The following is a 23,460-nucleotide window of genomic DNA, read 5'->3' as shown; positions in this document are numbered from 1 at the left end:
ATTGATCCCGCCCGATGGTCCCTTAGATTGCATGGGCCGGGAGAAATACCATCCCAGGTGACGAGACGACCGATGCCTAAGGGCAATAGTTGACACGCGATCCAGCTGGGATAGCTATAAGGGGTTGGGAGATCAGTGCTGACTATGCCGGTTCTGCGAGCAAATCGTAAACACAAGCTATCTCTGGCAGGTCTGATCGAACGCTGGAATTCTCAATCCTTGGCCAGACAGTTCCTGCTCGCCGGCGGCTTCGTCGCGATCTGTGCCATGCTCGTCGTCGGCTCCTTCGTTGCCGGCCTGATCGAAAATGCGGTGACACGCAATTCCGCGGCAACGACTGCCCTTTACGTCGATAGCGTCATCGCCCCGCTTCTACCCGATATGCAAACCACCCAGGCCCTCGACGACACGGTAGCACGGGCTCTTGACGAGACACTCGGCCAGGGCGCGCTTGGGACGCGGCTGTTTTCGTTCCGATTGTGGCGTAGCGACGGGACGATCCTTTACTCCAATAACAAAAATCTTTCCGGCAAGCAGTTTCCGCTCTCTGACAGTCTCAGAACCGCTTTTTCCGGCCAAATGGTCGCCAAATTCAATCGGATCGACGATATGGAGAGCGTTGCCGAGCGCAATAGCGGCAAACCGCTGCTGGAAATCTACAATCCGGTGCTGCAGCCCTGGTCGGGCAAGGTCGTTGCCGTTTCCGAGTTTTACGAGGTGGCCAACGACTTCGAAGGGAGCCTGATACAAGCCCGGCTGTTAAGCTGGCTTGTGGTCGCCTTGTTTACACTGACATTCTTCGCGCTTCTGTCGATCATCGTCCTGCGCGGCAGCCGCACCATTGACAATCAGCGCAAGGCGCTCAATGGCCGTATCGGGGAGCTGTCGACGCTTCTTCGACAGAACGAGGCATTGCGTGCACGCGTTCAGCGCGCGACGCAGCGCTCGGCTGCGCTCAACGAGAGCTATTTGCGCCGCATCGGCGCCGACCTGCATGATGGCCCTGCCCAATTGGTCGCATATGCCTCCTTGCGCTTGGACAGCCAGACCCTGACAAGCCCCGCCACCGCACCGGATGAACGCGAGGCATCGCTGCGCACCATCAAAGCCAGTCTCGACGATGCCATGGCCGAAATCAGAGGCATCTGCGGCGGATTGATGCTACCCCACATCGAGACGGATAATCTGACCGAGCTCTTGAAGCGGGCAATCCGCGCGCATGAGCGGCGCACCGGCGTCACCGTCGCGCTCTTCGTGGGCGCGATACCGGCGGACCTTTCCACCTCCGCGAAGATCTGTGTCTTTCGCTTTGTGCAGGAAGCCTTGAACAACGGCTATCGTCATGCCGGCGGCATCGGACAAAAGGTCGTGCAATCCTTGGAAGACGGCCAGATCGTGATCGAGGTCGCCGATGAAGGGCCGGGATTTGATCCGAAAGATGTCGGGCCGCAAAAACTGGGGCTGGCCGGCCTCAGGGACCGGGTCGAGAGCCTTGGCGGCACGTTTCAGCTTTCATCATCGAACCGTGGAACAACCGTTCGAATGTCTTTGAACATCGAGGAAATGGAACAGGCATGACAGCTCCGATCAGCTTGGCAGTCATCGATGACCACCCGCTTTTCAGGGAGGGTGTTATCCGAAGTCTGACTGAAATGAATGGATTTAGCGTCGTCGGCGAAGGAAGCAGCAAGGAGGATGCGCTGCGCATCGCGGCGGAGTGTCGCCCAGACATCTTACTGCTCGACATCTCCATGCCCGGCGGGGGGCTGGACGCCATCCCTCTCATACTCGAGCAGATCCCGAACCAGAAGATCGTGATGCTGACGGTCTCCGAGGCAAGCGATGACGTGATGGAGGCACTTAAGAGCGGCGCGAAGGGCTATGTTCTGAAAGGCGTTGGATCCCGGATGCTTGCCGATATCATTCGCAGCATTGCCGCCGGCGATAGCTATGTCGCGCCGACGCTATCGGCTCGGCTGATTTCGGAGAACGGATCGAGCACCCAGACAAATCCCTTCAGCACGCTGACGGATCGGGAACGGGAGGTGCTGGAATTGGCCTCCGCCGGATTGAGCAACAAACATATCGGCCTGAAGCTCGATCTACACGAAAAAACCATCAAGCATCACATGACCCAGATCTTCACCAAGCTTGAGGTGAGCAATAGAACGGAAGCGGCGATGGCATTCCGGGATGAGCTTGAAAGGCGCCGTCAGTGAAGGAAGGATTTGAGCCGCTGCTCGTCCGCAACCGTCGCACTGCGATTGACGATCGTGCGGCCCTTTGAATCCTGCATCACATAACGTCCACTCTGTATCTTTTCGCTCATGCCATCCTTGTGGCGAACGGCAAGTGAGCCGTTGCCCGCGTCAGTAGATTGATCGGAATCGACCTGACTTTGCGTCGCGCTCTTGGCGCTGGACGACTGGCCCTTGTCGTTTCCTTTGCCATTGCCGTTACCACCTCCATTGCCGCCCCCATTGCCGCTGTTGCCGCCGCCGTTTCCATTGCCTCCGCCATTCCCGTTACCGCCGCCGTTGCCTCCACCATTGCCGCCGCCATTACCGTTTCCTCCCTTGGCCTCCGCCATCTGCTGCGCAAGTATCGCGGAACCGCCGTGAATTTTGACGGTGTAAGGGAGCGCGGTGCTGAGGAAGGTCAGCAACAAGCATGGTAAGGCGGCAATAAGCTTTCGACGCAATGACACCTGTAGCCTCCTGAGGCTTGGAGTAGTTCCGGCGACGGGCGGTCATCGTTCCCCGGCACGAAAGCGCCGCCCTTTATCGCCTATTGGCAAGTTCCGATCTCCATATCAGATCGTCGCAACACCGCGAGGGGTCAAGTTTTATCACACGGGCAAAGCTCGGCTTGGACTTCAGCAATCGCGCCCGGGACCTTTTGCCGACACGGCATCAGACCAACGTCGGAGAAGAAGACGGACCGAAGCCCAATTGCACGATTGCATTATTGAAAGCAATTTTCTTCGGCCGATATGACTGCGGGCACGCCGGGGCCTTGCCGACGCAGATGCGGTGGTTGGGATCCTAATAACGTCTCTGAAAAAATTGGCACGCGTGAGGCGGCAGCACCTTCGCGATCGATCCGATGGGAGAATATTGTGACCCAGCAATGGAGGATATTTCTGGCCCGTTCAACCCCACCAGGCGCAATATTGGATTTCTCGGCCGCCGAATTCGCCATCGAGGTTGCTGTCAATCTGCGCTATTGCCTGCGTCTCGTCCAACCGACGCCGGAATGCATCGATCTGGCCGAACTCGTGCTGCTGCGCGCCCAAAGGTATGGCGAGGCCAGAATGGGCGATAAGTCGCTGTTGTTCGCGGAGGCGGAAGATGCCCTTGCCCAGGCGACAAGGCTGCTCGAGCTGGAACTCGAATATTGCTCGAAACGGGACATGCAGAGCAGTTGCGATCAAGCCGCCGCCTGAAATTTCGCCGAACTATGCGCTTTGTCGTCTTAAGCCAAGACCCTATCGACGTGATCGCAAGGCTGCGGTCAGGGGAAGTCTGCTTGCAACGGTTGCCGGTAAGGCACCGCCCAGAATGCCGATTGCAAGTCCGAGCAGACCGGCCGTTGCCATGACATCGCCGGTTACGGAGAGTTGGAACGCCATGCGCGCGCCATTAGCACCAACCGTACTTGCCTGCCAACCATTGAAGGCCAGCCACGATGCCAGCAGCCCGATCGCCATACCAAGGGCGGCAAGCACGATTGCCTCCACCCAAGTGCCGAGAAACGCTGATATCCGACTAAAACCGAGAGCCCGGACGGTTGCGATCTCGACGGTGCGATCGGAGACCGAATTCATCATCGTATTGAGCGCTCCTGCGGTCGCACCAATGGCCATCAACAGCGCAAGCGGCCATCCGAACAAGCGGATTAGGCTTGCCGTGCGAGCCGATTGCGCCGCATAAAGCTCGGCTTCGACGATGGCACGCAGCGGCGTGGTCTTGATGGCATCGAGACTATCCTGCAGCCGTGGCAGCGAGGCGGGGTCGGCAAGGCGCATACGAAGGCTCTGCACTTGTCCCTGACGATTGAAGGCGGACCGTACCGCATCGAGGTCGGCCCAGATTTCGGATTCGAACGCGCTGCCTCGCGCCGAGAAGAAACCGACCACCGTCCAGTCGACCGTGCCGAGCCGCACCACGCTGCCGATCGAAAATCCAAACTGCCGGGCGAGGCGGTCTCCGAGGACGATCTCGCGGGTACCGGGTGCAAATAGGCGTCCCGCTGACAGGCTTATATTGTCACGGATCGACGGGCCGCTTGCGTCCATACCCCGCAAGGCCAAAGTCTGCCCTGTCCCAGCGTTGCCCGGCTTGGAATCGACGGCAATGACGATTTCACGCGAGACGATCGGCATGCCGTTGGCATCCCGTGTGATGCCGATATCACCGGTCATGGCGCCAAGCGTGCGGATGACCGAGGCCGGAACGTCTGAACCAGCCTCCTGATTGGTGCCTCCGCCCAGGATCACCGCCACCGAATTCGAGCCGGCACTTTGCAAAGCGATCTCGAAGCCTCTCGCCATGGCCAGAAAACCTGTGAGAACGCAGACGACCAGCGCCACGGAGATCACCATGGAGGCGGAAACGGAATTGCGTCGCGGCAGGCTGAACAGGTTTGCCCTGATCATGACGAATGCTTGCCTGGCATTGGAAGACATGGATCTACCTCGTTCTGAATGCGGAAATGATCGGGATCCTGAGCGCGTTCAGGGCCGGAAGGGCTCCGGTCACAAGCGCAAGCAGAATGACCATTGCCAGGGCTTTTGCAAAAATGACGTTGGAAAAGACCAGGCCAATTGCGGGGCCGGTGATCTTCGTTGCAAGCAGCGCAAGCACCAGTCCCATAGTCCCGCCGGCCAGGAATATGAACAGCGTTTCGCCAAGGATAAGCGCCATGATCCAGAACCCGGAAAAGCCCAGAGTTTTCAGGACACCAATCTCGAAGGTACGCTCGCGAACGGCAAAGACCATGGTGTTGCCGACGATCATCAGCAGCGTGACGAAAGCCGCTCCGATAACCATGTTCACGATCAATCCAATATCGGCATATTGGCGCAGAAAGGCCTCCAGGAACTGCCTTTCCGACCTGGTCTGCGTCGGCGCCGCTGAATTGGCGAACAGCTCGTCGATCCTTGAGGCCAGCTCTCCGGCCGATACACCCGGTTGCGGTCGAACAATGAAGGCGTCGACCGTGTCCCTGTTGCGGGCTCTAAGCGCATTGATATAGTCATATTGCGCGACCACGAAATAGGTGTCGGTGGAGGCATTTTCGCCCTCGAAGATGCCGGCGATTTCGAAGGGCCAGTCGCGGTTGCCATCCTGCCTCGCGATATCGAAACTGGTAATCGTGATTTTCTGGCCGATCGTCCACCCTTGCGCCTCGGCAAGCGCCCGGCCGACGAGGACCGTGCTGCGGTCCTTGCCGAGTGCGCCAATCAGATCCGGTGTCAGTCCGAGCTCCTTGCCGTTCGAACTCAAAAGACGCTGAGGCTCGGCGGCACTCAGTGAAATGATGTTCTTCTCCACCGTCGCAAATCCCCGCAGGCGCGACATGTAGCCGACCGCGGCCACACCTGGTTCGGCGCCAATCCGGTTCAGGTAGGAGATCGGCAGTGGCTGGGTGCGGCCCGCCGCGCTCATGACGCCGAGAATATCGTCGCTGGCCGCCGACGAGCCTTGACTGCCATCGACGAAGCTCGTCGTCAGTCCGTAAATGAGAAAGGCCGTGGCTACGCTGACCATCAACAATATTGTGCGCAGCGGCTTTCGCCAGGCGCTCTTTCGCACGAGATCGAGGAAGGTCATGCGTCAACCCTCCCCTCCTCGACGAACTCACCCTTGTCGAGATGCAGCGTTCGGCTGGCATAGCTTGCGGCTTGTGGATCATGGGTGACCATGATGATGGTCTTGCCCAGCTCACGGTTCAGAAAGCGCAGCATTTCCAGCACCTCATCGGCCGATCTGCGATCGAGATCGCCCGTGGGCTCATCGCAGAGCAACAAAGCCGGATCCGCGACGATGGCGCGCGCGATGCCGACGCGCTGCTGCTGACCACCCGACATCAGCTTTGGATATTGTTTCTGGCATCCGGCAAGCCCGACGAGATCCAGCACCTTGTCGACGCGGACCCTACGTTCCCTCGACGAAAGCGGCTTCAGCAGAAGCGGGAGCTCGATGTTCTCGGCGGCGTTCAGCATCGGCAGGAGGTTATAGAACTGGAAGACGATCCCCATATTGTGGGCGCGCCAGCAGGAGCGGGCCGATTCGCCCATCTGATCGAGATTGCTGACCCCGATGCGCAGGCGCCCCTGATCCGGCCTGTCTATGCCCGACAGCATGTTGAGCAGGGTCGATTTTCCAGACCCCGAAGGCCCCATGATGGCGACGAATTCGCCCCGCGCTATCTCAAGATTCAGATCGGTAAAGATCGGGACGGCCTCCGTCCCTATCCCGTAGCCCTTTCTGACGCCGCTGAGCGCGATATAGGGCTCTTTGCTTATCGAAGAGGTCATTGAAACTTGCCTCCTGGCTGTTGTGCTGAACCGATCGAAATACGAATGCGCGCGGCCATATTGGGCATGATGCCCTCGGGTGGATTGAGAAGGGCAAGGCGCAGGGTAATCGTGCCTTTCTCGCGTGAAGCGGTCGGCCAAAGCTGTAGGATCTCGATGATAAAAGGCTTGTCGGGAAAACCGTCGAGGACGGCTTCGCCCCGAAGGCCCGGCCGAAGGGCGCCGATATTGGTTTCGGCAATATCGGCGTCGATCACGAGGCTGCCGGTATCGGTGATCGTCAGAAGGCTTTCATTTTCCTTGATGCTATCCACTCGAGCGAGGACCCGGCCGCCGATATGAGCGTCGAGCCGCGTCACCGTGCCCGAGATCGGAGCTTTCACGGTTAGCGCGTCGACATGTTCCTGGGCGACCTTCACGCCCAGTTGCGCTTTGGCGTAAGCTTGGCGCGCCTGATCGACGGCGTTGAGGGCGGTATCTCTCGCCGTTCGCGCTTCCTCGAGGATTTGCGTCGAGACTACGCTTTTTGCGGAAAGCGCCTCATTGCGCTCCAGCGAACTGAACGCCTGCTTCAGTTCCAGTATCTTTCCGTCAAGGGCAAGCTTGGCTGCATCGCGATCCGCCCTGGCCTGCTCGAGCGAGAAATCAGCGCTGATATCGTCGATCTCGACGAGAACCTGCCCGGCTTCGACGCAATCGCCGATTCGGGCGGCAACCGAGGCGATCTCTCCCTCATATTTGGAAAAGACGGTCACGATACCGGGAGCAACGACGTAGCCGGAGCCGGTTATCTCGGGCGCTGGCGCCAATTGAGGCGGATTGAGAGCGGGAATGGCTGTGTTTACGCCCGCGGCTGCCTTGTTTGCTGCCGAGTTTGCTTGGCCTCTCGTCTGCGCAATGCTTGGAGCGAAAGCGACTTCCTGCTTCTGTTGCAATATTCTTGTGAGCTGAGGCGCGATTTCCGGCCATAAGATGGTCACCGTGATCGTGCTGGCACCGAGCACAAGCAGGATGGTCAGGAGGACAGGCCGCCGATCCTTCCCGGGCGGCGGCTCCCCTGATTGGAACGACGCCTCGAGAGAAAGCGACCTGAGCGTTTCGGCGAGCTTGCGATTGTCTTTGGTGATCGTGTTCATGCCGCCAACATGAACGGAAGGGCAGAAAATTCGACCTCAAACGCGTTCCAGATCGTACTCGATCGCGATCTGGTACTTTTGCCCCTCCTATGCGGCTGCCAGGGTCTTCTTCCGCCACTCGAGAGGTGTGACCTCGGTCACGCGCCGGAACTCGCGATTGAAATTGGATTTCGTCTGAAAGCCGACCGCATACATGATCTCGATGACCGACTTTTCGGTTTCGGTCAGCAGCTTGCAGGCGGCGGCGATACGAAACTCGTTGACATATTGCGAGACGTTTTTTCCGGTGGCACGGTTGATCGCCTCGGAAATCTGACGCGCCGACAGGCCGGCCTTGCGCGCCAGTCTGTTCAAGGTCAGATCGTGATCTTCATAGAGCCGCCTCTCCGACATCAGCGCTTGAACGGCAGCCATCGTTTCGATATCGCCCGCATCCGCTTTCGGGACCTCGGCGATCTCAGGCACTTCTCTTGCCGCGCCGCTACGGCTGGCAGCCGCAGCGGCTGTGGACAAGATGATGAGCGCCACCAGGTTCCCGCCGACAATGAGCGTCGGCGCGTAGCGGCCCTGCGCCCAAATCAAATCGAAGGCGACGACCGTATCGAGCGCCGCGGACAGAAGCAGCGAGGCGGCCGCGAGCAGGATCGCATGATAGGCAGGCCTGGCTTCGTCGAAGGCGGCGAGGCGAAGGGCGTCCATTCCCGGCCTCATCAGCCGCAATATGGCGATCGCATATCCGACGAAGACGAGAACGAGGACGATATCGATCGCATCGCGCCAAACGATCATCGATATCAGAACAAGAACCGCGGGCAGACAATGAATGCCGATGCGCAGGAAAGGCGGTCGCGCACTCTTCTTGACCAGCTGGAACACGCCCGCATAGACCAGCGGCGGCATGGTCGCCGCCACCAGGGGCGCCAAATACATGACGGCCTGGATCCCGTACCCCCATCGCAAGCCGGACAGCACGGATTGGAAAGCACTGACCAGGATAAGCGCCAGGAACGGGACATTGACTGGGCGTTCGTCATCCCGCTTGAACACCATGCCAAACAGGACGAGCAGCACAATGGCGACAGCGAAGGGAAATGGAATGAAAAGCATGACAGTCACCCACGGCGGCTCAAAAGCAATAGAATGAAATCATGTCAGCAACTGTCGCTTCGCACGACCTCGATCGCGTTTCAGTACCGTGTCATTGCCATAAATTGACGCCTGCTACCGGTCAAGCGCGGGCAACCCGCTACATCAGCTTGGAGGCCATCAGCGAATCCTTGCGCGCGCCGATGGCCTCCGGAACGGTCATTGCTCCAGACGCTCCGCTCGGAGATTGGTTTGTGATCCTTACGGAAACCTCGGCTGGTTGGGACCGCAGGCGCGGCTTAATGAAGATGTCGCTAGCTGTAATAGGCGCGCTCGAGGTCCGCGATGACGATCTTTTTCATTTTATACATGGCGTGCAGCACGCGCGTCGCCTTGCTCTTGTCGGCATCGGCGATCATTTCAAGCAGGATTGTCGGCGTGACCTGCCAATAGACGCCGAATTTGTCGGTGAGCCATCCGCACGGCTTTTCTTCACCGCCGCCGGCCGTAAGCGCATTCCAATAATAGTCAGTTTCCGCCTGGTCGCCCGTTCCGATCTGGAAGGAGAACGCTTCATTATAGGGTACGTCAGAATTGGCATTGAGGGCGGTGATTGGCAGCCCGGCCAATTCAAACCGAACTACCGACAATTCAGGATCTGGAAGGTCGATTCGCCCCAGGGGCTTCGAGTCCCTGAACACCGACATGTAAAACGCCATGGCGTCTTCTGCCTGCGCCTTGAACCAGAGATGGGGATAGATTTTCATGGCAATACTCCCTCACTGGCCGTTGCACATCGACATCGGGCCACCGGCCCGGATCAGCGACCCGTCCCAGTCCCTCTCGAAGCCGATATCCCGCAGACGATGGGCCGAAAAACGGGTGATGAGCCGCATCGTCCACATATACTGGACACGGGCGAACAGGCAGGCCGCTCGCCGCGCGATCATGGTGAGCACGGATTTGATCGCCGCTATGGGTAGGCCGATGGACACGGGGGCCTGGCGATCGACGATCTCATTATAGGCGTGAATAACACTCACAATAACCTCCTGTTTGTATCGCATTGTCACCGACTACTTCGCTTAAAAAACGATACTGATAGCCAAAGATTGCCCGCCGCCCGGCTGGACGACAACCGAATATTCGTGCAGGATATGTGAGTTTCACTCACAGGTAATCGATGCCGCGCCAGCTTCCGCCTTTGACAACTCTTCCGGCTTTCGACGCCGCGGCTCGTCATTTGAGCTTTACGAAAGCAGCCGCCGAGTTGAATGTGACCCACGGGGCAATTAGCCGCGCCATCCGGAACTTGGAGGAAAGACTCGGTACTCTGCTGTTCGAGCGAGGAACGCGATCCGTCCGGCTGACACCCGCGGGCGTCGCTTACGCCGCCGAAATCGGCGCGGCTCTAGATCGAATAGGTATCGCAACCGCCGCCGCCACGGCGCCGAAATCATCAGGCGTCCTCAATGTCAGCACGTCGGACGGGTTTGCCGGAAGGTGGCTTGTTCCGCGGCTGCACCGGTTCCATCGCGCCAACCGCGACATCGATGTGCGTCTCTCCACCTCCGGCGGATTCGCGGATTTCCTAAGAGACGGAATCGATATCGCAATCCGCTATGGAGAGGGCGACTATGAAGGGGTGGTTTCGGAGATGCTGGTGGAGGAAGATGTCTCTCCGGTCTGCAGCCCGGAGCTACTTGAAGGCGAGCATCCTCTCCGCTCGCCGACTGATTTGAGATACCATAGGCTTATTCACGACAACTTCCGCATTGATTGGGCCACCTGGCTCAAAGCCGCGGGCTTGGACGATATCAATCCCGATAATGGCGTCAGATTCGACTCGGCCGCCTATGCGGTGGAAGCCGCCGTGCAGGGCGAAGGAGTATTGCTGGGCAGGAGTGCGTTGGTCTCGAACGATCTCGCAGCCGGGCGCTTGGTACGCCCCTTTGATCTCGCGCTGAAATCGCGGTGGAACTACTATGTCGTCTATCCAGAAGGCGCGATGCGGCTCAAAAAGGTCAGATCGTTCCGCGACTGGCTATTTAGCGAAATGGCCTCCGGCTGAGCGATGTCGAGGTCCGAAGCCTCGCCGCAGCGGTGCCGCGACTGCCCGACACCTCACGCGGCGGATTGGAGCACAAGTTCACCCATTTGATCAGGAACATTCGCAGTTCACGACAGTTGGGAGTTTCTGTAGATCAATGGAGGTCATTATGAAAAGATTGCTCGCTATTGTGAGTGCGGCACTCTTCGCATCCGGAACAGCTTTTGCTCAAAGCACTGTGGTTGTAACTCCGGACAGTTCCGACACAAATGGGACAACCGTGGTTGTTCCCGGAGATGTCACGACATACGTGACAGGGCAACAGGTTCCATCGGTAACTTACGAAGGCGATATCGTAGTTGGTAGCGAACTGCCGAGTTCTGTAGAGGTATATCCTGTGCCTAGCAACAACAGCTATGCCTATACCATCGTCAACAAGAAGAGAGTTATCGTAAACCCGCATACGCATAAGATTATTGAAATCGTCAAATGATCGATCTTGTATGCACCTGTTGATTGCGGACGGCTGTTGTCCGCAACAATTCGTTCGGCAGTCACTATCATAGGTTCCGCAAGTGAAAAGGCGCCGCATCATCATGCGAAAGCTGCAATGGCGGTAGATATCTCCTTGCTCTGTTAGCGACGAGATCACGAAACCTCTGGCACGACGACATCTCTGCCTCGTGTCGGCCTCTCGTCAATCACAGCGTGAAGCGAATGGTTTTTATCTATCGCCGGAACATATCACGCAGCCTAGCCAATATGCTCGGTCGGTCGTCTGCGGCAATCAACGCACGAACGCTATGAGCGGCGACCGAGGCATTAATCGTTGCTCCGAAGTGACAATAACAGACGAGCTTATGCAACTGATTGTGACTCAGCCCGAAGAATCGCCTAATTTCGCCATAACTGTCGTCATTGAGCCCAGCTGCCCGCAGGACCGGGTCGGCAAACGCCACCGACAACGGCGAATCGTCAGCGCGCATGATCGCACGCTCCTGGGCGGGTTGAAATTCCGTTTCATGCAACGTTGAGAGCGCTTGGTGCCCGCAGCGTTCGAGGAGCTCCGCCCAACGCTCAAGTCGGTCGCGGCGCGTCGCAGGCAGCGCGTGCGGATACTCGAGATTAACGTTGGCGCGGGTCCGAATTTCTTGAAGGGGATGGTGTTTCATCGAAGGTTCCTTTCGGACGATACCTGTCCATTCGCGACATTCTCAAATTGAGTGGGTTCCGACGCCGCTATGAAGATCATTCGATCCCGTTCGTGCCCGATGGTGGACAAGCCCGTTTGTTAACGTCGGATGCGATGCAGTCTCGGCGCTGGCAAGCTCCTGAAGTTCACCAAGATATCTGTCCCCGAAACTTCTGATCTGCATCGCGGTAATCCTTTTCACCCGATCTGACCGGAGATCGGAATGCCAGCGGATTCGAACTGCGGCGATGGCCAAATGTTCCGATCAAATTCCGGAGCCCTTCAAAATCGTCCGATCAAACTCTCCTCGTCGCAGGCCGAGAAAGTGCCTGCAATCATGGAAGCTTGCCCCGTTTCGCCCGCTGCGATTTGCTCTCACCCTGCATGAGCCATCATCTCGATGATCACGTCCGCCATTGCTGGCAAGCGCTGGTGGATCAGCCCGGCTCGCCGTCCGAGTTCGCGACTGTAGACGCGGCAACGCTTGTCAAGGCAGCTGATCACCTGTCATGGGAAGCGATCGCGACCTTGCCCATCAGCGCTACCACATCCTGCTAGGCGGGTCCGAAAGGCTCGGCGAGCCTTGGATATATCGTCATAGTTTTACTCTCGGTGACCGGGATCGCACACCGAGAGCGTCTCCAGGAAATCGCGAGAAGACAAAGAGATCGAGCGGCTCAGAGATTCCGTGAAAAAGCTGAACCGCTCTAATGGTTGGAGCAGGGCTGGGGTTAGGCTACCTCCTCCGATAACCGTTCGAAGATCGGCTTCAGCCGAGGATGGCGTCCTGCTGGTGGATGCTGGATTTCGATCATGCGTCCCGACTTCTTCTGGCGTTTCAACCACTCGCGCAGGGTCTCGGCACTCGTGTGGTCAAGATAATGCAGGCGAGTGCCCGCAATCCTGATCTTGCGTCCCTCGGGAAGCGCTTCCAGCATATTGAGCAGCGTGGGAACGTCTCTGCAGGTCGCCACGCCGGCGAGGTCGAGATGAATGGTTTCCTCATCTTCCAACCTGTCGATCGCAAGCTTGCGACGAAGATATGGAAAGATCTCCAGTATGGACAGTGCAAGGCCAAGCGCCACGCCGACGAGCAGGTCCTGGAGCACCACCATTGCCACTGTCGCGGTCCAGATCCCCACGGGAACCCAACCGTGATGCTCGAAGAGATGGCGAACGTGATGAAGGCTGATTAACCGCCATCCCGTCACGAGCAGAACGGCGGCAAGCGCCGTCAGCGGCACCATTGCGAGCAGCTGCGGCAGAAACGCCACCAGCCCAAGAATCCAAACCCCGTGCAAAATGGCCGATGCTCGGGTGCGCGCGCCTGCCTGAATGTTGGCGGACGATCTGACGATAACGCCCGTGATCGGCAGCGCACCAAGCAGACCGCAAAGCCCGTTGCCGATGCCCTGCGCGAACAACTCCTTGTTGAAGCGGGTTCGTACGCCATCATGCATGCGATCGACGGCGGCGGATGAGAGCAGTGTTTCCGCACTGGCGATCACCGCGATGACGAGCGTCGTCATAATGATACCGGGCTCGACCATCCTGGCAAAACCATCGAGCGTCGGCAGCGAAATACTTTCGATAAGAGAGGACGGTACCTCCACCCGGGCGATAGGCAACTGCATCCCGGCTGTCAATATCGTGCCAGCCGCAACCCCGACCAGCGCACCGGGGACCAGCATCATTGGCTTCGGCCTGAACTTCTCCCATGCGATCATGGCAAGCAGGGAGATCAATCCCACGAGGAGAGCAACCGATTCCCGGGTCAGTCCCGCACCCCATACGCGACCGAGGGTTTGCTCCATGGCGGTGACGTTCTCGATGCCTCCGGCAGCAGGTCTTGCGCCCATGAGCACATGGACTTGACCGAGAATGATGAGGATGCCTATCCCGGCGAGCATGCCATGGACCACCGCAGGCGAAATGGCCCGAAACCACGATCCGATCTTCAGGAATCCGGCAAGAACCTGCAGCAATCCCGCCACGATGAGAACCGGCCCAAGCATGGCAGCGCCATATTGCTCGACGAAGCCGAAGACGATCACGGCGAGCCCCGCCGCCGGGCCGGACACCTGAAGTGGCGATCCGGCCAAAAGGCCGACGACTATGCCGCCGACAATGCCTGAAATGAGGCCCATGGCCACCGGAACGCCTGAAGCCACGGCAATCCCGAGGCAAAGCGGTATGGCGACGAGAAACACGACGAGCGACGATGCGAAGTCTCGCGAAAGAACAGAGCTTGATATCATCGGCCTACTCCGCGGCTTGCGGCATCACGTGCGGACGACCACGACCGGTGACCGCGACAGGCAAGGGCCTATCCTCAATGATATCCGTGAATCGGGCGGCTGTACCGTCATAGACGAGCACCTCCCCCGTCTCGATATCGAAAAACCAACCGTGCAGCGTAATGTCATTGGTCGCCAGCTTGGCCGCGACAGAAGGATGCGTACGCAGATGGTCAAGCTGGACAACGACATTTTCCATGGCGATGGCACGAACCCTTTGGCGCTCGGGCAGATCGGCAGGATAGGCTTCGCAAACAATCGAATGGGCCGCATGGCTGTGTTTCAGCCAGGCAGCAACATTTGGCATCGGCTTCAAAAGATCAGGGTGCCAAAGCCCTTTCATCGCACCGCAATCGGAATGCCCGCAAACGATGATGTCACGAACGCCGAGCGCCACGACGGCATATTCTATCGCCGACGATACACCGCCATTCGCCGTGGAAAACGGAGGAACGATATTTCCGGCATTGCGGCAGACGAAGAGTTCGCCAGGGCCTGATTGCGTGATCGTTTCGGGCATCACACGGCTGTCGGCGCAGGAAATCATCAGCGCGTGCGGCTGTTGCCCCTCTTCCGCCAGCCGGCGATAAAGTGCCTGATGATCGGGAAAGACGGCACCGCGAAAGCTGGAGATCCCTTTAAGCAAATCACCCATTGTCGAGTCCTTGTGATGGGCCGGACGGCAGGCAGGGGGCGTACCCATGCCCGGCGGGTTGGGATGCGCGATTATTTCGCAAGTGCGAGATAGGTACGGGTGGCCGGAAGAAAATAGCGGAAATGAATTTAGCTCGCGCTAATTTATAACAATCTTGTGAGTGGATTGTGAAATGACTTTAGTTGCTAGCGTATGGCTATAGATCGACCATCAGGTGCCATGCCGTCGTGTATGCTTCTTGGCGCGGTTGCCGCAAGTGGCCATGTCGCACCAGCGGCGCGAGAGACTCTTCGTGCGGTCGATGAATAGCCATTGGCAATCGTCCGACGGACATTACTTCAGCCGGAATAATTCATCACCGCGAAGCAGATCCAACGCGGTCCAGGCGATAGCACCGGCAATCTGGTCGAGGCCCTCAAACTTGAAAATTGCGGGAACTCCCGAGATAGCTGCGGCCCGGAGAGCGCTCGCGGCGAAATCGCGAATAATATTCAAGGCGGATACCGGCGGCTCCCTGCCCTGCGCAATCGCCGCGCCGGCTTGACCTATCGCTAAGCGCAACGCGTGGGTCCGGTTGACCAACACATCGCATTCCCTAGCACCCAAAGCGTAACTGCGATCGACCAAACTAGCTTCCTTTGCCCATGCCAAAATATCCTCGGCGCTTGCCAGATGATCGATCTCGCGATCCGTACCACGCCAGGATACGGTGTTGGCGAGATCCGGCGCGATGTTGCCGGCGATACGGTGCGGTAAGGACATGGCTCAGTTCCTGTCCATTTCTGTATGATGCTTCCTCCGATGCTATAGCGCGATGCCAGCCGCAAACAGCAACAGTATAGTGCCACCGATCTCGGCGGGGCCGATTGTCTCGCCACGGAGCCACGCTCCGACCGCAAGCGCGATGATAGGTGAAGCAAAGGCATATAGACCCGTTCTAGCTGTACCCACGTCTTCAGAAGCCGCAGATAGAGCGTATAGGCGACGATCGTTCCGAAGACGGACAGGAAAAGCAGGCTCCCGACGGCCCGCTCGCTTATGACGGCGCTCAGCGTGTCCGGCCAAGGCAAGCAACGGACGTTGGAGCTTCTTCGTCCGGACGACGCAATTTGCCATACGGAATTTGCCCTTGCCAAATTATCGCTAAGATGCAAATTTATCTATAATTCTATCATGGAGCCTTACCATCGTGAAGAAATTGAATGCATTCAACTCAATCCTCGCTGAAAATCAATCTAATGGACCATCAATTTCGATAGGCGAAGCCAAAACTATCTATAATTTGCCATTCAACAATTTGCTCTTTCGGGCTCAGACCGTCCACCGCGCGCATTTCGACCCGAACGCCGTGCAGATGAGCCGACTTCTGTCGATCAAGACAGGCGGATGCGCCGAGGATTGCGGGTACTGCAGCCAATCCGCCCATTATCCGACCGGCCTGAAAGCCTCGAAGCTGATGGAAGTCGAACGCGTTCTCACGGAGGCGCGCAAGGCCAAGGATGCGGGTGCGACGCGCTACTGCATGGGCGCGGCATGGCGCAGTCCGAAGGACCGCGATATGGACACGCTGGTCGCCATGGTCGAGGGCGTGAAAGCACTTGGCATGGAAACCTGCATGACGCTCGGCATGCTGACTGAAACTCAGGCGGGAGAGCTCGCGGAAGCTGGCCTCGACTACTACAACCACAACATCGACACGTCCGAGCGCTTCTATTCCGAGATCATCACCACCCGAAGCTTCGAAGACCGCCTCGATACGCTGGAAACCGTGCGCATGGCCGGCATCAAGGTCTGTGCCGGCGGAATCCTGGGCATGGGCGAGACGGTCGACGACCGGATCTCGATGCTGCTGACGCTGGCGAACCTGCCCGTGCCGCCGGAAAGTGTGCCGATCAACCAGCTCATCCCCATTCCCGGTTCGAAGCTGGCGGACGCAGCACCTGTCGATCCGATCGATTTCGTCCGCACGATCGCACTGGCGCGCATCCTCATGCCGACCTCGCATCTGCGCCTTTCGGCCGGACGCACCGAGATGAGCGACGAGATGCAGGCGCTCTGTTTCTTCGCGGGCGCCAACTCCATATTCGTCGGCGATACCCTGCTGACGGCAGATAATCCCGGCGAGGATCACGACACAACGCTCTTCCGCCGCCTCGGCCTTTCTCCCATGCCGCTGGAGCCGGCGGTGTGACGGCGATAGTTTCGGATTATGCCGCCACGCTTGAGGGCTTGCGGCGCAAGGCGCGGCTGCGCAGCCTTGTGCCGCAGCAGGGCGTGGACTTTACGTCCAATGATTTTCTCGCTCTCGCAAGTGCACCACGCCTCAAGGCGGCGATCATGGTTGCGATGGAACGGGGCGTTCCGGCGGGCGCAGGGGGCTCGCGCCTGCTGCGCGGCAACCACCCCGAACACGAAGCGCTGGAGGCGGAAGCCGCCGAATTTTTCGGCGTGGAAAGCGTGCTTTATTTCGGCAGCGGCTATGCCGCCAATTCCGCGCTTTTCTCCACTCTGCCACGGCGTGAAGATCTGATCGTGTACGACGCGCTCATCCATGCCAGCGCGCATGAGGGCATTGCAGCCAGCAAGGCGGCGGCAGTCAGCATCGACCACAACGATGCGAACGCCTTCGATGAAGCCATCCGAAACTGGCGAAGGAATGGCGGCAGAGGCCGCCCTTGGATTGCAGTCGAGAGCCTCTATTCCATGGACGGCGACAGGGCGCCGCTTGCCGCCCTCATCGATATTGCCGACCGTCATGACGGCTTTCTAGTGGTCGACGAGGCCCATGCCACCGGCGTTTTCGGCGCGGGCGGCCGAGGACTGGCAGCGGGGTTCGAAGGCCGGGAAAACGTGCTTGCTCTGCATACCTGCGGCAAGGCGCTGGGTGTTTCGGGAGCTTTGCTGGCGGTCCCCCGCGTGCTGGCCGATTATCTCGTCAACCGCGCCCGCGCCTTTATCTATTCCACCGCACCCTCTCCTCTAATGGCGGCGGGTGTGCGCGAGGCCTTGCGCATGGTGGATGACGAGCCTGAGCGCCGCGAAACCTTGGAACGTCTGGTCGCTTCTGTCGGCGACGGATTGAAAAGCCGATTCGGCATCCAGCCGAGCGGGTCACAGATCCAGCCGGTTATCATCGGTGACAACGCGCGTGCAGTCCGAATTGCCGAAACTCTTCAGGCTCAAGGGCTCGACATCCGTGCGATCCGCCCCCCAACCGTGCCGGAGGGCACGGCGCGCCTACGGCTGTCGATCACGCTCAACGTCGATCCAGAGCAAATTGCGCGCATGCTGGATTGCCTGGCCGCTGCCATGGAGGAACATAGAAGATGACCACCCGCTTCGTGGTAACCGGGACGGATACCGGCATCGGCAAGACGGTGTTTGCTGCGGCACTCGTAGGTGCACTGAACGCCCGCTACTGGAAACCCGTGCAATCCGGACTGGAGGCCGAGACGGATAGCGACACCATCGCCCGACTGAGCGGGCTGCCGGCTGAGCATATCCTACCGGAAGCCTATCGCCTTTCCGCCGCGCTCTCACCGCATCTTTCGGCTCGCCTCGACGGCGTGGAAATCGACCCGGCCCGGCTTGAACCTCCGGCCTGCGCCGATGCGCTGGTCATCGAAGGGGCCGGCGGTCTGCTGGTCCCGCTTACGAAAAATACGGTTTTTGCCGATGTGTTCGCACGATGGCGCATTCCCGTCATTCTCTGTGCCCGAACGTCGCTTGGCACCATCAATCATACCCTGCTGTCCGTCGAGGCACTGCGTAGCCGCGACATCCCCATTTGCGGTGTGGCTTTCATCGGGCCGGAAAATGCCGACAGCCAAGCGACCATCGCCGCCATAGGGCGAGTGAAGGTGCTAGGACGGCTGCCCCTGCTGAAAAACCTGACGCGTGAAACCCTGCACCGCGCTTTCCGCGAAAACTTCGACACTGCCGCCTGATGGAGGCACACGCATGACCCCCTCACCCGTCTGGCACCCATTCACACAGCATGCCCTCGAACCGCCGATGAAGCGGATCGTCGCGACCGAAGGCGCATATCTGTTCGACAATGACGGCAATCGCATCCTCGACGCAATCTCGTCATGGTGGGTGATCACCCATGGCCATCGCCATCCCGGCATCATGGCGGCAATCCGCGAGGCGACGGAGGCCTACGACCAGATCATCTTCGCTGAATTCACTCATGAACCGGCGGAAGTCCTCGCCGAACGTCTGGTCGACTTCGCGCCCTCCGGACTGAAACACGTCTTCTATTCGGACAGCGGATCGACGGCGGTCGAGGTGGCGATCAAGATGGCGCTCGGCACCTTCCACAATCGCGGCGTCGCGCGTGATCGCATCGTCGTGATGGAACACGGCTATCATGGCGACACGATCGGCACCATGTCCGCGGGAGAGCGCGGCGTGTTCAATGCACCCTTCGAGCCGCTGCTTTTCGGCGTCGACCGTCTCCCTTTCCCCGAACCCGGTCGGGAGCAGGAGACGCTCGACGCGTTCGAAGCCGTCGGCCGTTCAGAAAAGGTCGCAGCTATTCTGATTGAACCGCTGGTACTCGGCGCGGGCGGCATGAAATTCTACGGCAACGCCGTCCTCTCAGCTTTGAAGGAAATCGCCGGTCGTTACGGCTGCCTGTTCATCGCCGACGAGGTGATGACCGGCTGGGGTCGCACCGGAACGCGTTTTGCCTGCGAACGGGTGGGTGTAACTCCGGATATTCTCTGCACCTCCAAGGGTCTGACCGGGGGCGCCCTGCCGCTGGCGGCAACGCTTTGCACCGCGGAGATTTTCGAGGCCCATCTGTCTTCCGACCGGCGTAAGACCTTTTTTCATTCGAGTTCCTACACCGCCAATGCAATCGCCTGCGCGGCGGCGGTCGCAAATCTGCAAATCTGGCAGGACGAACCGGTGGAAGCCCGGATTGCCGAGCTTGCAGCGCAGCACAGCCAACACCTGCGGCGCTTCGAGAACGACACGAGATTTGTAAACGTCAGGCAATGCGGCACCATCGCCGCCCTCGATCTTGCCGTGCCCTCCGGCGGCTATCTGGCCGAAGCGGGGCCGCGCATGCGCAAACTGTTTCGCGAACGCGGGTTGCTTGTGCGCCCGCTCGGAAACGTCATCTACCTGATGCCACCCTATTGCGCGAGCGCCGAGGATGTCGCGGCCGCCTATAACGCGATCGATGAAGTCGCCTCGCTCGTTCTGGAGGAGACTGCATCTTGACGCCCCTCACCTCCCGTCTCGCCGGATTCGGTCACGCGGTTCCATCCCGCATCGTCCAAAATGCGGAAATCGAAAGCCGGCTCGGCCTCGAGGCAGGCTGGATCGAAAGGCGCACCGGTATCCGATCCCGCCATTGGGCAACCGAGGGGGACACGTTGAGCGGCCTTGCGGCGGAGGCCGGAAAAATGGCCCTTGAGGATGCCGGGATTGCGCCGGGCGAGATTGCTATGACCCTGCTTGCCACCTCGACGCCGGATCATCTCTTGCCGCCCTCGGCGCCGCTTCTGGCGCACAAGCTCGGCTTGCGAAATTCCGGGGCCATCGATCTTGCCGGAGCTTGCTCCGGCTTCCTCTACGCGCTGACGCTGGCGGACGGTTTCGTGCGTGCGCATGGGCGAGCGGTGCTCGTCGTGGCCGCCAATATTCTCAGCCGCCGCATCAACCCGGCGGAACGCGCCAGCGCCGTTCTGTTCGCGGATGGCGCCGGCGCGGTCGTGCTTGCCCCCTGCAGCAATGGTCAAAGTTGTCTTAAAGCAGCGACCCTGGCTTCGGATGGGAGTGGCTACGATCTGATCACCATCCCATCCGGCGGCAGCAACAGGCCTTTTTCTTCAGAAACTGCAACGGACCAAGTGCTGATGACGATGCGCGATGGGCGCGAGGTCTTTTCCCGCGCTGTCGAACTGATGACACGCACCTCACGCCAGGCGATGGACGAGGCAGCCTTAACGATCTCCGCCATCGACCGCTTCATTCCGCATCAGGCTAACCTCCGTCTTTGCGACGCCGTTCGCCATGGCCTCGAATTGGAGGAAAGCAAGCTTGTCAGCACGATCGCGGAATTCGGCAATTCTTCGGCTGCGACCATTCCCCTGTCTCTTTCCGTCGAAAACCGCCGCAAACCGTTCAAATTCGGAGAGCGCCTTCTCATGGCCGCAGCCGGTGCAGGATTGGCGGGCGGGGCTGTCGTCCTGACAATCTAAGCCAGTGCGATCGAACAGCGACAATTCTATGAGCAATATGGAGAATCGATGCAGAGCCAGTTAAGCTTAGGGCGTTGAGTCGATGCGCACCCATTCTCAAACCGATGATAATTCAATGAGCGTTGCAAAAGATGATCCTATCGCTGTGCGGATAAGCCGGACACTCGCGGATCGCATTATTTCAGGGGAGATCGACGCCGGCGCCAAGCTGAGGCAGGACCACATTGCTGAGGAGTTTGGCACCAGCCATGTGCCGGTGCGCGAGGCCTTCCGCCGCCTTGAATCCCAAGGACTGGTGATCAGCGAGCCGCGCAAGGGCGTGCGTGTGGCCGGCTTTAGCCTCGAAGAAGTTCGCGAAGTCGCTGAAATGCGCGCCGCTCTCGAGGTGTTGGCGCTCCGCAACGCCGCGCCTCATATGACCATGGCCATTCTGGATCAGGCCGAGGAGGCCACCCGTGCCGGCGACCGCGCGGTTGACGTGCAGGCATGGGAAGAGGCGAACCGGGCATTCCATCGCATCATTCTGTCTCCTTGCAACATGCCACGCTTGCTGAAGACAATCGATGACCTGCACGCCGTCAGCGCGCGCTTCCTGTTTTCCGGCTGGCGAACCGAATGGGAGGCACCGACCGATCGCGATCATCGTGCAATCCTTGCGGCGTTGCGTGGCGGAAACCTGGAAGGTGCCACAGCGGTCCTTTCGCGCCATGTGCAATGGGTGGGCCAGAAACCCTCGCCACAACCGGGCAAAAAGAACCTTCGTGAAGCAACTTACCTTCAAACAAAGTTGCTTTAATCTCAAGCGAATAGGTTGCGAAGATACTCGATCAGCCGGCCGGTATTTGCAGATTTACAAAGCGCCTATGCCAAGTTTAAATGAATTGCTCTTGAGCAGATAGAAACCGGGGATGCAGCGTTTCGTCTGCGCGCCAGAAGCTCTTGAACTCGGGGAAGGGCCAGCGAAGTTTTCCCTCCCGCTCCATCGTTATACATGACATAGTCAATGGCCAGATGTAGCCGGAGCATGTTTCGATGCCGCGAGAAGCCATCTGGACGCTGATTTTGTTTGTTCTCCTCATATTGAGCGCCGCGGTCGGTTCGATGTTGCGCACCAGATTGCCTGCTCCGCACCGCGGTACCGAGACGATAGATTACCTTCGCGTCGTGACGGCCTTGCTCGTGACGTTTGCGGCACTTGTCATGAGCCTGCTTTTGGCATCGGAGCTGACCGCCTTCACAACGGCGTCCCATGATCGCAACCGCTACGCCGCCGGCTTGGCGGAAATGGACGCCTGCCTCAAAAACTACGGCGCCGCATTGGATAGCGAGAGACAACTCCTGCGCAGCTACACCGCCGCCGTCATCGCCAGCACTTGGCCCGGAGAGCCGCTTCCGCCGGGAATGACATATCCTGACGTATCAAAATTACCTTTGATTGGCGAAGCGCCTGCCCTGGGGGCACTTCTGAACACCATAGGGCTCGGCATTGCCCACCAGCAGCCAAGCGATTCCCTGCATCAGGTCCTTGTGGCCCGTTGCAATCAGCTCTTCAGCAATCTCGTGGTCGCGCGATGGACCGTTATAGAAGATGCGCACGGCTCGCTTTCGACGCCGTTTCTCGATGTCCTGATCTTCTGGCTTATGCTGGTATTTCTGAGCTTCGGTCTTCAGGCCCCCAGAAATCCGCTGGCGGGCTCCATTGTCGCCGTCGCCATCATTTCGGTGGCGAGCGTCATGTTTGTCATCCTTGATCTTGATCTGCCCTATGGCGGCCTTTTTGGTATTCCGAGCACGTCCATGCGGCACGCGCTCGCCGATATGCTCGCGCAATAGCGATCGATCGGCAGCTGTTGTCATAATGACCGACGGCACGGGCCGCCGAAGGAAATCGTTGCTGCTTACGCGGTCTGTCAGGGTTGCCAGCGTAGCAGATAGGCCTCCAGCGCATAGGCAATACGATTGAGGGTGAAGCCGACGAGGCCCAGCACGAGAACGCCGACGGGGGCACAGCGTCCCGTTGCAAAAGTGATCGTTGCGAATGTCCGGAATCCAAAGGCAGTTTTTCTAGCAGGCGACGAAGGCAATGCTTCGTGCCATGCGGCAAATTGCAGAGAAGACGGGAATTCTGATTGCCGATGCCGAATGACCCCGCTGGAAAGCGGTCAGTGATGGCTTTTTGCCGGAAGCGTTTGGTTTCGCTTACCTAACGTCTTTTTCGGTCAACAAATGTACAGATTGTAAAAATCTCGAATTCCCTGATAACGACAGAAACCTCAGACATTAGTAAT

At 58.9% G+C, this 23,460-nt stretch carries 23 protein-coding genes and 1 pseudogene; 12 read left to right on the top strand and 12 right to left on the bottom strand.

Annotated elements, in window-relative coordinates; translation table 11 throughout:
* Positions 1–144: 144 nt before the first annotated feature.
* Positions 145–1,578 (top strand): sensor histidine kinase, encoded by a 1,434-nt coding sequence (locus FP026_RS06280; protein WP_149633777.1) that lies wholly within the window; start codon positions 145–147, stop codon positions 1,576–1,578.
* On the top strand, positions 1,575–2,219 hold the full coding sequence (locus FP026_RS06275; RefSeq protein ID WP_149633776.1) for a response regulator: 645 nt from the start codon (positions 1,575–1,577) through the stop codon (positions 2,217–2,219). The genes FP026_RS06280 and FP026_RS06275 overlap by 4 nt, the downstream gene beginning before the upstream one ends.
* Here FP026_RS06275 and FP026_RS30145 read toward each other — a convergent pair.
* The gene (locus tag FP026_RS30145; RefSeq protein WP_188112516.1) at positions 2,213–2,707 is read right to left on the bottom strand and encodes a hypothetical protein; all 495 of its coding nucleotides are present in this window, start codon (positions 2,705–2,707) and stop codon (positions 2,213–2,215) included. The two genes, FP026_RS06275 and FP026_RS30145, sit on opposite strands and share 7 nt — an antisense overlap.
* 411 nt (positions 2,708–3,118) lie before the next feature.
* Between FP026_RS30145 and FP026_RS06265 the strand changes: the two genes are divergently transcribed.
* On the top strand, positions 3,119–3,445 hold the full coding sequence (locus tag FP026_RS06265) for a hypothetical protein (protein ID WP_149633774.1): 327 nt from the start codon (positions 3,119–3,121) through the stop codon (positions 3,443–3,445).
* A gap of 42 nt (positions 3,446–3,487) precedes the next feature.
* On the opposite strand, the gene FP026_RS06260 is transcribed toward FP026_RS06265, so the two are convergent.
* The 7 genes from FP026_RS06260 to FP026_RS06230 form a co-directional block, all read right to left on the bottom strand.
* Positions 3,488–4,687: an ABC transporter permease gene (locus tag FP026_RS06260; RefSeq protein WP_149633773.1), complete on the bottom strand. Its 1,200-nt coding sequence runs from the start codon at positions 4,685–4,687 to the stop codon at positions 3,488–3,490.
* Between the two features lie 4 nt (positions 4,688–4,691).
* Positions 4,692–5,834: an ABC transporter permease gene (locus FP026_RS06255; protein ID WP_149633772.1), complete on the bottom strand. Its 1,143-nt coding sequence runs from the start codon at positions 5,832–5,834 to the stop codon at positions 4,692–4,694.
* Positions 5,831–6,541 carry an ABC transporter ATP-binding protein gene (locus tag FP026_RS06250; RefSeq protein ID WP_149633771.1) on the bottom strand — a complete coding sequence of 237 codons (711 nt, stop codon included), beginning with the start codon at positions 6,539–6,541 and terminating at the stop codon, positions 5,831–5,833. Before FP026_RS06250 ends, FP026_RS06255 begins: the two co-directional genes overlap by 4 nt.
* Positions 6,538–7,677: an efflux RND transporter periplasmic adaptor subunit gene (locus FP026_RS06245; RefSeq protein ID WP_149633770.1), complete on the bottom strand. Its 1,140-nt coding sequence runs from the start codon at positions 7,675–7,677 to the stop codon at positions 6,538–6,540. The genes FP026_RS06250 and FP026_RS06245 overlap by 4 nt, the downstream gene beginning before the upstream one ends.
* Before the next feature lie 87 nt (positions 7,678–7,764).
* Positions 7,765–8,784, bottom strand: coding sequence for a helix-turn-helix domain-containing protein (locus FP026_RS06240; RefSeq protein ID WP_149633769.1), 1,020 nt, complete (start codon positions 8,782–8,784; stop codon positions 7,765–7,767).
* Positions 8,785–9,077: 293 nt separating this feature from the next.
* Positions 9,078–9,530, bottom strand: a complete 453-nt coding sequence (locus FP026_RS06235; RefSeq protein ID WP_149633768.1) for a VOC family protein — start codon at positions 9,528–9,530, stop codon at positions 9,078–9,080.
* 12 nt (positions 9,531–9,542) lie between these two features.
* Positions 9,543–9,806: a hypothetical protein gene (locus FP026_RS06230; protein ID WP_149633767.1), complete on the bottom strand. Its 264-nt coding sequence runs from the start codon at positions 9,804–9,806 to the stop codon at positions 9,543–9,545.
* Positions 9,807–9,946: 140 nt separating this feature from the next.
* On the opposite strand from FP026_RS06230, the gene FP026_RS06225 reads away from it, so the two are divergent.
* Positions 9,947–10,834, top strand: coding sequence for a transcriptional regulator GcvA (locus FP026_RS06225; protein WP_149633766.1), 888 nt, complete (start codon positions 9,947–9,949; stop codon positions 10,832–10,834).
* 148 nt (positions 10,835–10,982) lie between these two features.
* Entirely contained in the window at positions 10,983–11,306 is a 324-nt protein-coding gene (locus FP026_RS06220) for a DUF1236 domain-containing protein (RefSeq protein ID WP_149633765.1), read from the top strand.
* A gap of 235 nt (positions 11,307–11,541) precedes the next feature.
* Here FP026_RS06220 and FP026_RS06215 read toward each other — a convergent pair whose 3' ends face one another.
* The 4 genes and pseudogenes from FP026_RS06215 to FP026_RS06200 form a co-directional block, all read right to left on the bottom strand.
* Positions 11,542–11,985 carry a hypothetical protein gene (locus tag FP026_RS06215; protein ID WP_149633764.1) on the bottom strand — a complete coding sequence of 148 codons (444 nt, stop codon included), beginning with the start codon at positions 11,983–11,985 and terminating at the stop codon, positions 11,542–11,544.
* A gap of 751 nt (positions 11,986–12,736) precedes the next feature.
* Positions 12,737–14,263, bottom strand: a complete 1,527-nt coding sequence (locus tag FP026_RS06210; RefSeq protein ID WP_149633763.1) for a SulP family inorganic anion transporter — start codon at positions 14,261–14,263, stop codon at positions 12,737–12,739.
* A 4-nt stretch (positions 14,264–14,267) separates the two neighbouring features.
* The gene (locus tag FP026_RS06205) at positions 14,268–14,957 is read right to left on the bottom strand and encodes a carbonic anhydrase (protein ID WP_149633762.1); all 690 of its coding nucleotides are present in this window, start codon (positions 14,955–14,957) and stop codon (positions 14,268–14,270) included.
* A gap of 210 nt (positions 14,958–15,167) precedes the next feature.
* A pseudogene (locus FP026_RS06200) lies at positions 15,168–15,719 on the bottom strand (CGNR zinc finger domain-containing protein).
* A 454-nt stretch (positions 15,720–16,173) separates the two neighbouring features.
* Here FP026_RS06200 and bioB point away from each other — a divergent pair.
* The 7 genes from bioB (at position 16,174) to FP026_RS06165 (ending at position 23,005) form a co-directional block, all read left to right on the top strand.
* Positions 16,174–17,148: a biotin synthase BioB gene (gene bioB, locus FP026_RS06195; protein ID WP_432444104.1), complete on the top strand. Its 975-nt coding sequence runs from the start codon at positions 16,174–16,176 to the stop codon at positions 17,146–17,148.
* Entirely contained in the window at positions 17,145–18,287 is a 1,143-nt protein-coding gene (locus tag FP026_RS06190; RefSeq protein WP_149633761.1) for an 8-amino-7-oxononanoate synthase, read from the top strand. The genes bioB and FP026_RS06190 overlap by 4 nt, the downstream gene beginning before the upstream one ends.
* On the top strand, positions 18,284–18,904 hold the full coding sequence (bioD, locus tag FP026_RS06185; RefSeq protein ID WP_149633760.1) for a dethiobiotin synthase: 621 nt from the start codon (positions 18,284–18,286) through the stop codon (positions 18,902–18,904). Before FP026_RS06190 ends, bioD begins: the two co-directional genes overlap by 4 nt.
* Before the next feature lie 13 nt (positions 18,905–18,917).
* Positions 18,918–20,189, top strand: coding sequence for an adenosylmethionine--8-amino-7-oxononanoate transaminase (locus FP026_RS06180; protein ID WP_149633759.1), 1,272 nt, complete (start codon positions 18,918–18,920; stop codon positions 20,187–20,189).
* Positions 20,186–21,172, top strand: a complete 987-nt coding sequence (locus FP026_RS06175; protein ID WP_149633758.1) for a beta-ketoacyl-ACP synthase III — start codon at positions 20,186–20,188, stop codon at positions 21,170–21,172. The genes FP026_RS06180 and FP026_RS06175 overlap by 4 nt, the downstream gene beginning before the upstream one ends.
* A gap of 115 nt (positions 21,173–21,287) precedes the next feature.
* Entirely contained in the window at positions 21,288–21,968 is a 681-nt protein-coding gene (locus FP026_RS06170) for a GntR family transcriptional regulator (RefSeq protein ID WP_149633757.1), read from the top strand.
* A gap of 236 nt (positions 21,969–22,204) precedes the next feature.
* Positions 22,205–23,005, top strand: a complete 801-nt coding sequence (locus FP026_RS06165) for a hypothetical protein (RefSeq protein WP_149633756.1) — start codon at positions 22,205–22,207, stop codon at positions 23,003–23,005.
* The last annotated feature ends 455 nt before the right edge of the window (positions 23,006–23,460 follow it).

The sequence above is a fragment of the Martinezella tropici genome (assembly GCF_008370325.1).
Classification (GTDB): Bacteria; Pseudomonadota; Alphaproteobacteria; order Rhizobiales; family Rhizobiaceae; genus Rhizobium; species Rhizobium tropici_B.
This window is presented reverse-complemented; position numbering and strand designations above follow the sequence as displayed.